The organism is Aquimarina spinulae (assembly GCF_943373825.1).
GTDB classification, from domain to species: domain Bacteria; phylum Bacteroidota; class Bacteroidia; order Flavobacteriales; family Flavobacteriaceae; genus Aquimarina; species Aquimarina spinulae.
This window is the reverse complement of the sequence record NZ_CALSBP010000003.1, coordinates 410,708-423,735: the sequence shown is the minus strand read 5'-3', so window position 1 is coordinate 423,735 and position 13,028 is coordinate 410,708. Positions and strand designations below refer to the sequence as shown.

General features: G+C 30.1%; 9 protein-coding genes. 8 read left to right on the top strand and 1 reads right to left on the bottom strand.

Features of this window, described 5'->3' with window-relative positions:
* Positions 1 to 7 precede the first annotated feature (7 nt).
* The 8 genes from NNH57_RS24580 to NNH57_RS24545 all read left to right on the top strand — a co-directional run bounded on the left by NNH57_RS24580 (position 8) and on the right by NNH57_RS24545 (position 11,410).
* The gene (locus NNH57_RS24580; protein ID WP_108807530.1) at positions 8 to 691 is read left to right on the top strand and encodes a LytR/AlgR family response regulator transcription factor; all 684 of its coding nucleotides are present in this window, start codon (positions 8 to 10) and stop codon (positions 689 to 691) included.
* 553 nt (positions 692 to 1,244) lie between these two features.
* Positions 1,245 to 1,922 (top strand): helix-turn-helix domain-containing protein, encoded by a 678-nt coding sequence (locus NNH57_RS24575; RefSeq protein ID WP_159099178.1) that lies wholly within the window; start codon positions 1,245 to 1,247, stop codon positions 1,920 to 1,922.
* A 90-nt stretch (positions 1,923 to 2,012) separates the two neighbouring features.
* Entirely contained in the window at positions 2,013 to 3,716 is a 1,704-nt protein-coding gene (locus NNH57_RS24570) for a S41 family peptidase (protein WP_108807531.1), read from the top strand.
* An 824-nt stretch (positions 3,717 to 4,540) separates the two neighbouring features.
* Complete coding sequence (locus NNH57_RS24565) at positions 4,541 to 5,635, top strand: sensor histidine kinase (RefSeq protein WP_108807532.1); 1,095 nt, start codon at positions 4,541 to 4,543, stop codon at positions 5,633 to 5,635.
* Positions 5,616 to 6,371 carry a LytR/AlgR family response regulator transcription factor gene (locus NNH57_RS24560; RefSeq protein ID WP_074410392.1) on the top strand — a complete coding sequence of 252 codons (756 nt, stop codon included), beginning with the start codon at positions 5,616 to 5,618 and terminating at the stop codon, positions 6,369 to 6,371. The genes NNH57_RS24565 and NNH57_RS24560 overlap by 20 nt, the downstream gene beginning before the upstream one ends.
* 272 nt (positions 6,372 to 6,643) lie before the next feature.
* Positions 6,644 to 7,936 carry a M20 metallopeptidase family protein gene (locus NNH57_RS24555; protein ID WP_108807533.1) on the top strand — a complete coding sequence of 431 codons (1,293 nt, stop codon included), beginning with the start codon at positions 6,644 to 6,646 and terminating at the stop codon, positions 7,934 to 7,936.
* Positions 7,937 to 8,009: 73 nt separating this feature from the next.
* Complete coding sequence (locus NNH57_RS24550; RefSeq protein ID WP_254504276.1) at positions 8,010 to 9,659, top strand: S41 family peptidase; 1,650 nt, start codon at positions 8,010 to 8,012, stop codon at positions 9,657 to 9,659.
* A gap of 431 nt (positions 9,660 to 10,090) precedes the next feature.
* Positions 10,091 to 11,410 (top strand): BspA family leucine-rich repeat surface protein, encoded by a 1,320-nt coding sequence (locus NNH57_RS24545; protein WP_108807535.1) that lies wholly within the window; start codon positions 10,091 to 10,093, stop codon positions 11,408 to 11,410.
* A gap of 337 nt (positions 11,411 to 11,747) precedes the next feature.
* On the opposite strand, the gene NNH57_RS24540 is transcribed toward NNH57_RS24545, so the two are convergent.
* Positions 11,748 to 12,872, bottom strand: coding sequence for a helix-turn-helix domain-containing protein (locus tag NNH57_RS24540; RefSeq protein ID WP_108807536.1), 1,125 nt, complete (start codon positions 12,870 to 12,872; stop codon positions 11,748 to 11,750).
* Between the last annotated feature and the right edge of the window lie 156 nt (positions 12,873 to 13,028).

Below are 13,028 nucleotides of genomic sequence, written 5' to 3'. Positions count from 1 at the left end.
TTTAAAAATGAAACAATTCAACTGTTTAATTATTGATGATGAACCCATTGCTAGAAAAGGCATCGAAGATTATTGTAATGAAATTTCGTCTTTAAATGTAGTTGCGTTATGTAAGAATGTGTTGCAAGCAAACCATTATTTAGAAAAAAATCAAATTGATTTAATTTTTTTAGATATCAATATGCCAATAGTTTCAGGTATTGATTGGTTAAAAGGTTTAAAAAACTCCCCTTCAGTTATTATGACAACGGCATATGAAGACTATGCTTTGGAAAGCTTTTCCTATAACGTTTTAGATTATTTAGTAAAGCCCATTTCTTTCGAACGTTTTTTACAGGCGGTTAATAAAGTCTATAAATATTACCCCAATAGCGCTGAAAATGAAGTTTTGTTTTTAAGAAGTGAAAAACAGCTTAAAAAAATAAACATAAATGATATTCTATTTGTAGAAGCAATGCAAAATTACATTAAAGTAATAACACTAGAAGAGACTATAATTACAAATATGACTTTAAAGAGCTTTAAAGAACAATTACCAGAAAATAATTTTATACAAACACATAAATCATATGTAGTGTCAAAATATAAAGTGAATAAAATTATAGAAAATCAAATTATTATTAACAATTATCAAATACCTATAAGTGTACGACTAAGGAAAAAAGTTCTAGATAGTTTCGACAATATGTAAAATTAGCGCAGTAAAAAGTTCTAATCTCCACAGCTTATTTTAAAAGTTTTCTAACTAAAAACCTCGTTTAAAAGAGGTAATACAATACATATTATACGAGCCGACAAGAGGAGAGGAGTGTAATGTGTGTGTAATGGTTTAGTTTTGCTATACTATATTTATATATTTGATGTTTTAACTAAATATGAGTTTTACATCATTGTTTTTATTCTTTTTTGGGGCTATAGGAATTTTTAATAGTTTTCTAACCAGTCTATTTTTTATTTTAAAAAGAGAAAAGCAAAAATCAAATTTATTATTTGGTTTATTTCTTTTTTTTATAAGCGAGCGAGCATTAAGATCATTAATTTATTTTTTTAGCCCGGCACTACCAAATTTTTATACTCAATCCGAAGCTATTTCATTTGTTTTTATTGGGCCTTTTTTACTCTTATATGTGTTATCAATTCTAAAACCTGCATCTAAGTTTATTCCAAATTGGAAATATTACATTTTAGTTTGGGTACTTATCGCAACTACATCCCACTTATTATATCCTTTTAAAGGCAATCAGGTGTCTTGGACAAAATACATTCTATTTGCAATTAATATGCAATGGTTATGTCATATACTGATTTCTGGTTGGTTATTTTTTATGCACATAAATAAACTATCATCAAAGAAAGAAAAAAACCATCCTATTAATTTGTGGATTGGTTTATTGCTTATAAGCGTGACCTTGTTATGGCTATTATATTTTTTTGTAAGCTTCAGCTATTTTGTAGTCGGTTCAATTACCTTTTCTGCATTATTTTATTCTTTTTTCTTGTATTTCGTTTTTAATAAAAAAGTGCGGACAAAAATTTTCCCCATTCAGAAAAAAAATATAATTGAAAAAATAGATAATTCAACCGAAGCAGTTATCATAATAAAACTTAACACTTTGATGATAGAACAAAAACCTTATAAAAACCCTAATTTAAAACTTAAGGATTTAGCTGAATATTTAGAACTATCTTCTCATCAAGTTTCGCAATTACTTAATGATAATTTGGGTAAGAGTTTTTCAGAATTCACCAATGAATATCGTATTGAAGAAGCAAAACAATTAATTCAATCAAATTCTAAATATACATTAGAAGCTATTGGGAATGAATCTGGATTTAATTCAAAATCAATGTTTTATAAATATTTTAAGAGTATCGTTGGAATGACGCCCAAAAAGTACAAAGAAGGTTTTTTAAGTTCATAATTATAAAATTGAACAAAATCCGTCGATTTTTTAAGTACATCTTTACATAATACTTGTTTTTTTGTTTAAGAATCATTCAATCAAAATAAAATGAAAAAACAAATCAAAAAACTACTACTACTTTTCATTACTTTAAATTTAATAACTAGCTGTAATTCACAAACAGAAAAAAGTAAAAACGTCAAATCCAAAAAATCAATTGCGAAAGCCATTAGTGTATTACCAAATGCTACTATAGAAGAAACCATTGTATACTATTATAAGTTAAAGAAAGAACAACCAAGCATTTATAACTTTAATGATGAAAATGAGTTAAACAATCTAGGTTATCAATACTTGAACAATGGAATGGCAAAAGATGCTATTGAAATTTTTAAACTTTTGGTGTCAGAATTTCCCAACTCTGCAAATGCATACGATAGTATGGGAGAAGCCTATTATAAAGATGGAAATATGCCATTGGCATTAGAGAACTATCAAAAATCCTTACAATTAAACCCTAAAAACAGTAATGCAGAACAATGGATTGTTTCTATCAACTATAAAACACGTGAACGTCCAAAATTCAATCAAATATTTACCAAACAACAATATTTGGAAGATATGGATGAAATGGCTCAGCGAATAACCAAAAAACATAAAAATCCATTTGAATTTATAACAAAGGATGCTTTTAATGAGCTAGTAAAAACTCAAAAAAGTAAAATAAGAGAAGGGATGACTTATAAAGAGTTCATCTGGGAACTGAGTCCCATTATTGCCAGTATTGCTTGCGAACACTCGCATCTTAATTTTTTTAATCAAGAAGATGATATGTTACCTGTTAAATTTCGATTTCCAATGGAAGCCGAAATTGTAAATGACCGCTTATTAGTTACCAATACACACGCTAATGAAAAGAAAGTAACAAAAGGGAGTAGCATAACATCTATTAATGGAAAAACGATTTCTGAAATCACTAATAGTATCTTCAAGCACATTGCTGCCAATGGACATACGTTAGCTCGTAAAAACACAACCTTTAGTGCTTATATTACTTCTTATATTCCTTATTACTTTAAGTTTCCTAATGCATATACAATAACTTTAGAAAACTCTCAACAACCTATTAAACTAGTACAACTTCAAGAGTTTCAATATACTCCAATTAACAATAAGTCTAGTTTTGAAATTATAGAAGAACAAGGCTATGCCAAATTAAGAATCCCATATTTTGGTGCTTATGGTGGGAAAAAATTAGTTAAATTCAAGGAATTCTTAGAGACTAGTTTTAAAAAGTTAAAAGAAAAAAAGGTTAATAAACTTATTGTTGATTTAAGAAGAAATGGCGGAGGATGCTCCTGTGGAGCAATCCCTTTGCTTCAATATATATCAAAAAAACCATTTATTTACTTTGATGCAAATTCACCTTTACCAGGTGATTTATCAGAAGGTGGTGAACAGTTCCCTATGAAAAATAATTTCAAAGGAACGACATATGTTTTAATAGATGGGCACGTGGGATCTACAGGTGGACATTTAGCTTCAGTCATAAAAACCAATGCTATAGCAACTTTAATAGGAGAGGAAACGGGTTCAAGTTATTATGCAAATGGAGGTATGCAACAACATTTAGGAACAAATACAGCCGTAATGTATTACATTTCAACTGGAGATACAAATTTTACCACAGCAACAGATTTACCTAGAAACAGAGGTGTTCTTCCAGATTATTTTGTATACAAAACAACTAAAAGCATAAGAGAAAATAAAGATGTTCAAATGGAGTATGCATTACAACTTATTAAGCAATAAACACTATTAAAATGAAGAAGTTATTCATACTACTTTTACGGTATCAGGTGTAATAGTAAATCACAAATAAGAAATAGCACTAATTCGACTAACAATAAAAAATCAATTGCAAAAACCATTATAGCATTACCAAATGCTACTATTAACGAAACTATTTCTCATTATCATAAGTTAAAAAAGAACAACACATATAACTTTAATGATGAAAACGAATTAAATAACCTTGGTTATCAATACTTAAATAATGTAGATATTGTAATGGAATTTACAAAAGCATTGATTAATAGGTGATTTTTCGACTCATAAAATTTTGTTTAAAAACAATAAGCAAGTAGAGCAAAAATATTTTAGTGGGCGAGAACTTAATGGCACTAAGTTCTCGCTTTATAATTTGAGTTCTGTGTAATCTAAAGAGTTTAAATGTTTTCTAAAATATAACGAAAGATAATAATCTAAAACTTTAAAAGTTTAATTTCTATTTTACATATTGCCCGAAGGGGACGTGGTTCCCGAACTTATCGAAGGGATAGGAGCGAAGTGGGAATGTGTATGGAATGGTATTATATCTATAAGTATAACAATTCAGATACATATTACGACATTTCAAAATATTATGATTTCATTTTTTTGTCAATCCTAAGATATTTGAACTACAAATACAAGCCCATTTTTTTGGTTTGTACAGGATACAAATAATTCCGTTATTCGTATTATTCCTCTAATAATGGAAAACTAGAAGTAGGAATCAGGTTATTACCGTAATTGCTTTTGGATTTGTATTATATCAAGCAAAACAAGTAATACCACTAATAAGCTTATAAATCATGATGTTATTTAACAAAACGAAACGTATACAATATTTAGGATTTAATGATATGTGGTTTTCGGTTGTTGGTATTTTGATTTTAAGCCTTAGTACAGATTATATCTTTAATAATTCTTTTCAAAGTTATCCACTAGCATTGGCTTTTTATAGTTGGGGAGCTTCTTTAATCATAACCATTTGTGATTGGCTGATTATACGATGGATTTTAATTTTTTTACGTAAAAAGTATCCTGATTTTAGTGACGATGTAAAGCGCATAGTCATTTTTTTTCTAGCCATTGTCACTACTATATTCGTTGTTGATTATGTAGGTGGGCATTCGATTCAATATATATATCGTCTTTTGGGTAAAAATGCAAATTATTTCACACAGTTGAAAGTATTGCTACCTGTTACCTTAGTAACCATAATGATTATGGCGATATACGAAGCTATGTATTATTATGTAAGACTTAAAAAATCTATTAGAGAAGAAGAACAAACAAAACAAGTAATGATCCAAGCCCAATTAGATACGTTACGTAATCAAGCGCAACCCCACTTTTTATTTAATAGTTTAAATACGTTACGAGATATTATCGATCAAGATTCTAAAGAAGATGCAAAGGGTTTTGTAGATAATCTATCTAATGTGTATCGCTTTATATTAGAATCTGGAAATACTAATTTAATTGCTGTCGAAAAGGAGTTAAAATTTGCTAAAGCATATGTCTATATTCAATCTGAAAGGTTTGGAGACAATCTACAAATGAATTGGAATGTTCCGGAGAATAAGTTAACCTCTATGATAGTACCTATGAGTTTACAACTATTAATAGAAAATGCTATAAAACACAATATAGTTTCCAGGGCGAAACCATTAATCATAACGGTAACAATTAAAGATGATTTTTTAGTCGTTCACAACAAAATTCAAACGAAATCAACAAAAGTACCTTCTACAAAAATTGGGTTAAAAAATATTGAACAGCGATATGCATTAATTACGAATAAGCTCCCTGAAATCACAAGTGATGGAATTCAATTTACCGTTTCTTTACCCTTATTAAAATTATCTGATCAAAAGAAAAATTATGCAAATACTAATCATTGAAGATGAACCACGCGCAGCGAGTCAGTTACAAAATTTATTAACTAAAAGTGCTTTTAATTTTCAGTTATTAGACATTATTGATACTGTTGAAGATGCTGTAGTATGGTTTACAGAAAATACCGCACCAGATTTAGTTTTTATGGATATCCAATTAGCAGATGGGTTAAGTTTTGAAATATTTCAGAAAACAGAAGTTATTGCACCCATTATCTTTACAACAGCTTTTGATGAGTATGCCATTCAAGCTTTTAAAGTAAATAGTGTAGATTATTTACTAAAACCTATTCAGCAAGACGAATTAGATACAGCATTAAACAAATTTAAAAAAACGAATGCAACAATTCCTCAAGTAGGTCCAGAGCTTTTAAAAAACCTTCTTCAAAGCATACAAGAGCCCAAAAAACGTACAGGAATACTCGTTAAAGAGGGGAGTGGTTTTGTTCAAATAAAAACGTCGGCTCTTTTGTATATTTATTCTCAAGAGAGTATCACTTTTGGAGTTACTCATAACAAACGATACATTATAGATGAGACGATGGATCAATTATATGATTCGCTAGACGATACTACATTTTACAGAATTAATCGAGGGCAAATTGTAGCTAAAAATTCCATAGAAAAAATAGCATCATATTTTAACCATAGAGTAAAGTTATCTGTTTCAAATCCAAGAGATCAAGAGTTTATTGTAAGTAGACAAAAGACCAGTCATTTCAAGGACTGGATGAACAAATAATACCAATTCTGATTTAAACTTGTTTTAATAAGAAACCATATTTTTTTCTTTAGACGAAAAAGAAAATGGTAGTATAGCAGGGCTACGATGCTATTTTATTTTAAAGTATAAAGGAAAAAAGAATCATTTTTATTGAATCATTTTAAGTTGTAAGTGGTATAATATATTCCTGTGACGTTTCAAATATCAAATACGATACTTCAACAAAAAGCACTATCTACAACAACATAATAAGACAATCTTTGTGATATAATAACAAACAAAATTGTATCATGAAAACACAACTTATAGCCATACTTCTAATAGTAACTACAGGAATACTTTCTGCTCAATCAGGTAAAAGTATCAGCAACTATCAACAAATAGAAAAACAAACTGATGCTATCTATAGTAGCTTAGTTGAAATTAGAAGAGATTTACATATGCACCCAGAGTTATCGAAACAAGAAAAAAGAACTTCTAAAATCGTTGCTGAGTATCTGGAAAAATTAGGCATAGAAGTAAAAACGAATATCGGCGGAAACGGTGTGGTAGGAATTTTAAAAGGCGATAAAGAAGGAAGAAATATTGCCTGGAGAGCTGATATGGATGCCATAAAAATAAATGAGCCAGATGTTGTTGATTTTAAATCTAAAAATGAAGGTGTACGGCATATCTGTGGCCATGATGTTCATACAACAATTGGTTTAGGAATTGCTACTGTTTTATCACAACAAAAAGAAGATCTAGAAGGTACCGTTTACTTTATTTTTCAACCAGCAGAAGAAACTTTCACAGGTGCAAAAGATATGATTGAAGATGGTCTTTTTGACATCATTAAGCCAGATGAAGTTTATGGTTTACATATTGGCCCAGAAACATCTGGAATGATCAACGTTAAGGCTAATGAGTTATTTGCACATACAAAAACACTTAAGGTAAAATTCAAGCCTAGCGCCAATGAAAATGAATTAGAAAACTTCATGAATAGTATATTAAAAGGTTTTGTTCGTAATATTGAACAGAAAGGCTCACCTTGGGATATCATAAATAAGATTTCAGATCCTAAAATAGGGTTGACAAGCAAAGAAACAATTTTTAAAGATTACTTCATTTTACAAGGGGCAAGACTTAATACAGATACAGATAAGGCTGTTACTTTTTATAATGCTAGCTTTCTTGAAACTGATATAAAAAGAGTGAATAACATACCTCATGAAATAAAAAAACTAATCCTTAACTCTAAATTTAAAGATTCTTTTATCTCCATTGGATATTCAAAGGATTATGCAGGAACTCCTATAAATGATCCTGAACTTACAAGAATTGCAACACAAACAATTTCTAGTTTTTATAACAAAGAAATGTTTACACCACTGTACGGTCAAGTTCCTTATTTTGGCGAAGATTTTATATTCTATCAGCAAAAAGTACCAGGGGTATTCTTTTTCCTAGGAGGATCTAATATTGAAAAAGGTATAAGTTCTATGCCACATACACCCAACTTTGCTGTGGATGAAAAAACCATAAAATATGGCGTACAATCTTTTGCTACTTTACTCTTAGAAAGAGCAAACAGTAAATAAATAAACATTTTTAATTCATCAAACAATATACAATCAAAACTCCTGAAATATATTCAGGTTAAAAAATAACATCATGAAAAAAACACTAATTATACTCAGCCTATTTCTATGTTCTCAGTTATGGTCTCAAGAGACTCTAACTACAGCTCAATGGCAGGAAGATCTTCGATTTTTACAAAAAACGATACATAGGGACTATTCGTTTCTTTTTGTAAAAACAACAAAAGAAAATTTTGATACCGAAGTAGAAACACTATACAATGACATTCTGAATTTACAAGAACACGAAATTATTGCTGGTCTTTCTCGGCTCGTGTCTTTATTCAAATACGGGCATACCTATATTAGTTTTCATCAAAAGCCATTTGAATTTTCACAATTTCCTTTCAATTTATATGAATTTAATGATGGGATTTATATTCAGGGAACACACAAGAACTACCCAGAAGCAGTTGGAGCAAAAGTCATAGCAGTAGAAGGGAAGCCAATTCTAGAAGTTCTAAAAGCAATTGAACCGACAGTAGAAGTAGAGAATTCACAATATTTTAAAGCTTACGGAATTAATAATATACGGTATCCTGAAGTCTTACATGCCCAAAAAATAACAAAAACCCTTCAAAATACGATAACACTTACGTTAGAAAAAGGAGGAAAAGTATTTACACAATCCTTTACTGCATTGGCTAAAGGAGAAACTGTGCCTACCCACCGTGGCTATGTACATCAAAAAGACAATTGGTTAGATGCAAGAGACCAATCAACAACACCTTTATATTTAGAGCACCTGGATAAGGTTTACTTCTCAGAATACTTAGCCAAAGAAAAGGCGATGTATGTTAGACATAGTAGAATAGCAGATGAAGCCGAAGAAAGTACCAAGGATTTTTATGCCCGTGTTTTTAATGAAATAGAAACTAATGATACCGAGAAATTAATTATCGATTTGCGTTTAAATGGTGGTGGAAATAACTATTTAAATAAAGATGTTATAAAAGGTCTTATTAAATCTGAAAAGATAAATAAAATAGGAAAGCTCTTTGTTATTATTGGAAAACGAACTTTTTCTGCTTGCCAAAACCTGGTTAATGAAATGGACAATTATACCAATGTTATTTTTGTGGGAGAGCCCACAGCAGAAAATGTCAATTTTTGGGGAGATAACCGCCCTGTAAGACTTCCAAACAGTGCTATTAATATCTCTTTATCGTATTTATGGTGGCAAGATAAACCAGCTTTAGAAAATGCAGATTGGATAGCCCCTAGTGTTCCGGTTACTATGAGTTTTGATGAGTATGCTAACAATCAGGACCCTGTATTAGAAGCAGCATTAACTTTTAATGCACAGGATTTTAAACCTAAGCCAATGGATTATATCATAAGCTTGTATTTATCTGGACAAACACAAAAACTGGCAGAAGAACTTCCTAAAATGATTCAAGACCCACTGTATGCGTTTTGTGATTTTGAGATGGAGTTAATTAAAATAGGAAACATTTTATTGCAAAGTGGTCGTGTACCACAAATTCAGGCTTCCATTCAAGTGTTTTCTATGATTTTAGAGTTATTTCCAAATTCAGCAAACGCATATAAATATCTGGGAGAATCGTACATCGCATTACAAGACCCTCATAAAGCAAGAGAAGCACTCAAAAAGGCTATTTCTTTGGATTCTGATGGTGAAATTGGTAAAGTTGCTACAGCGCTTTTGAAAATAACAAATTAGTCAAAATTAAATAAAGGTTTGATCAGAGTGGTTGGAAATCGTGTGTAAAAATTAGAATGCCAGTTATGGCATTTTAATTTTTATAAAACACAGGAGTGAATACATAGCCAGGTCAATTGAAAACCTCATTCCATAAATTCAAAATAGGGTTTTGTTAATTTGTCATTACGCCCTAACGTTTAAAATTATAGATTAGTCTCTTCATAACATTTAACATCATCTAACCTTAAAAATTCTTTAATCGAGCTATTTGATTAAATGGTAGAAAAGTATATCAAGTTAAAGGTTGAATGGCCTCTATCTTGCAAAGATTTCAAAAAAGGGAAAATTCTTAACGAAAAAGGTGATGATCCTTTAAAGTTAAAAGTTAGCTTTTTCTAGAAGGTTGATAGTGGAAACTATTTAAAAAAATAAAAAAACTTGTTATAAATATGAAAAATCTGGCAAAATTTATTGTACTGCTTTTTGTGCTAACTGCACTCTTGAATTGTAGTAACGATGATGATCCGAAGATAGCTCAAAACAATATTCCCGTTATAAATAACCAAAGCTTTACTGTAGTTGAAAATATAGCTGATAATATACCAATAGGCTTGATTGAGGCCAGTGACCCAGATGGCGACACACTAGTGTTTAGTGTTAGCGTTAATGATGATAATCTTTTTGAAATTAGTGATGAGGGAATATTAAGTCTTGATGATTTGAAAGTTTTAGATTATGAAGCCTCTCAAAGCCATACCATTACTGTAGTGGTTACCGATGGTAAAACTGCAGCTGAGGCTATAGTAACTATAAATCTAACCGATGTAGACGACACTTCTTTTGTAACTACTTGGCGAACCACTGGTAATAATGAAATGGTAATCATACCTACGCGGTCAACGGAGTTTACCTATGATTATACTATAGATTGGGGTGATGGCACAACTCAAACCGGCAGAACGGCTGATGCTACCCATACTTACACTAATGCAGGTATCCATACCGTGAGTATCAGTGGCACCTTCCCAGCAATAGATTTTTCGAATATTACAGCTTCTCAAGCTCAGATACGTACAGTAGAGCAGTGGGGTATTATACAATGGTTAACAATGCAGAGTGCTTTTGCAGGGGTAAATACCTTGATTATAAGTGCTATTGATGCTCCAGATCTTTCTCAAGCAACAGATATGTCTAGTATGTTTTTTGCTGTCAATACCCTTCTTAATGGAAATTTTAATACTTGGGACACTAGTAATGTAACTAATATGGGTTCTATGTTTGAAAATTCTTCATTCAACCAAGATATAAGTAGTTGGGATGTAAAAAATGTAACCGATATGCGTTCTATGTTTAGTGGAACTCCGTTTAATCAAAACATTGATACTTGGGATGTAAGCAATGTGGTAAATATGTTTTCTATGTTCAGAAATTCCTCATTTAATCGAGATATTAGTAGTTGGAACGTGAGTAATGCGACCGATATGGGTTCTATGTTTAGAGATACACCATTTAATCAAGACATTAGAAGTTGGAATGTGAGCAATGTAACAAATATGTTTTCTATGTTCAATAGTACGTCATTTAACCAAGATATCGGTAGTTGGAATGTAGGCAACGTGACCGATATGGGGTTTATGTTCTTAGATACACCATTTAATCAAGACATTAGAAGTTGGAATGTAAGCAATGTGATATTCTGTGATAATTTTGCTTCTAATTCTCCACTTACTGCTGTCAATACGCCAAATTTTATGAATTGTACACCTTAGCATGTCTGGAAATAAATTAGACGGTAATCTAGCTAGGTATTCTAAAATTATTCTCTAACTAAAATCTAAATAATTGATTGACATAATCAAATTTATAAAGCTGCGAAATCCCTGAGAATGATTGTACAGAATATTCAATTTATGAGAATTACATATTTTATTTAAAAACTTGGAAAAATTATTTACACAGATTTTTATAATGCTAAACTGAAAATATAGCCAATTTTCACTAGTATCTCACGAAATTTTACACAGAATAAATTCTGTTAAATACTATAGGTAAAGGTGTGGAGGCAAAATGGATGTGAATTGTGGGGGTTGAATTTATTGCTACTCATTATCTTTGCAAATTCTCAACCTTTCTAATATATTCTGTAGGAGTAAAATTTGTTATTTCTTTGAATACTTTATAAAAAGTAGATTTAGAATTAAATCCAACATCAAACGCTATAGATACTACTGTAAATTCTTTATGGTCATTTTCTTTGATTCTTTGTAAAAAATACTCAACTCTATATTCATTAACCAGTTCATAAAAAGTTTTTTTATAAATATTATTTAGAACCCATGATAATTTATTAGTTGTAGTATTAATTTCATTGGCTAGAATAGATAAACTCAATTCTGGTCGGCAATAGCCTTTCTTTTCTTCTAAGAAGGTGTCAATTAGATTTTTAATCTTATTTATTTCTTTTTCGTCAAGCGTATTCTTTCTTTTAGATTCGTTTTCCTTATTTAAAGGAAACCTAATTTTAAATACTTCTGGATGTTTTAAATTATAAAAACCTACTATATAAATCTGTATACCAAAGATTAAACATGATATATCCCAGATCATTCTAATATCTACCGGTAATTTAATAACAAAGCGTTCAACAATTCCTAATAACCAAAAAATCATATAAACCAACAAGCAAATGAGCATGATTTTTATATACTTTATAATGGTTTGATTAAAGGATAGTTCCTGTTCTTCATTTTTCTTATAGTAATTCAATAGTCTATTAGATTTGAATAGATAAGCAGAGATAAAAACAAAAAATATGACGTCGTTCCAAAACAAAAGAGTGATAAAATAGCTGTTAGAATCTTTTATTGAATGATAAATGTAAATATGATAAAAACAGTATGCTAAATACAATAGTGCTGGCAAATAGTGATAGTATGCTAACTGATAGTTCCCATTTTTATAAAAAAGTAACCGCCTAATATATGTGTAAACTAAAGGCCCAATAAAAAGATAAAAAGTATTAATGATATTACCATATAGCCTCAAAAAATCTCTTTCGAATTGATGGCCCATAGTTCTTTCGAATAAAAAAAGACTATAAATAGCCAATAAGTACTGTATAGCCCTATTTGCTCCTGTATGTTTTTTAGGGATATACTGAATGGCAAAAATCAAAAAAATACACTGACCAATAACCAATACCAGAAAAAGCTCATATAGCGATATACTCATCCACTCAAAATTTTAATATTGTTATATTTTAATCTAACATAAAAATAAGTTTGATATTTTTTTTATTTCATTTAGTTAGAATTTGATCTTTATTTATGTATGGACTAAAAAAAATAGTCTAATACTATAGTTTAGGACATCTAATAACGACAATAG

What these genes read in the sequence shown, in the direction of transcription:
- NNH57_RS24580 (WP_108807530.1), top strand. Translation starts at nt 8, where the DNA reads ATGAAACAATTCAACTGTTTAATTATTGATGATGAACCCATTGCTAGA.
- NNH57_RS24570 (WP_108807531.1), top strand. Translation starts at nt 2,013, where the DNA reads ATGAAAAAACAAATCAAAAAACTACTACTACTTTTCATTACTTTAAAT.
- NNH57_RS24565 (WP_108807532.1), top strand. Translation starts at nt 4,541, where the DNA reads ATGATGTTATTTAACAAAACGAAACGTATACAATATTTAGGATTTAAT.
- NNH57_RS24560 (WP_074410392.1), top strand. Translation starts at nt 5,616, where the DNA reads ATGCAAATACTAATCATTGAAGATGAACCACGCGCAGCGAGTCAGTTA.
- NNH57_RS24555 (WP_108807533.1), top strand. Translation starts at nt 6,644, where the DNA reads ATGAAAACACAACTTATAGCCATACTTCTAATAGTAACTACAGGAATA.
- NNH57_RS24550 (WP_254504276.1), top strand. Translation starts at nt 8,010, where the DNA reads ATGAAAAAAACACTAATTATACTCAGCCTATTTCTATGTTCTCAGTTA.
- NNH57_RS24545 (WP_108807535.1), top strand. Translation starts at nt 10,091, where the DNA reads ATGAAAAATCTGGCAAAATTTATTGTACTGCTTTTTGTGCTAACTGCA.
- NNH57_RS24540 (WP_108807536.1), bottom strand. Translation starts at nt 12,872, where the DNA reads ATGAGTATATCGCTATATGAGCTTTTTCTGGTATTGGTTATTGGTCAG.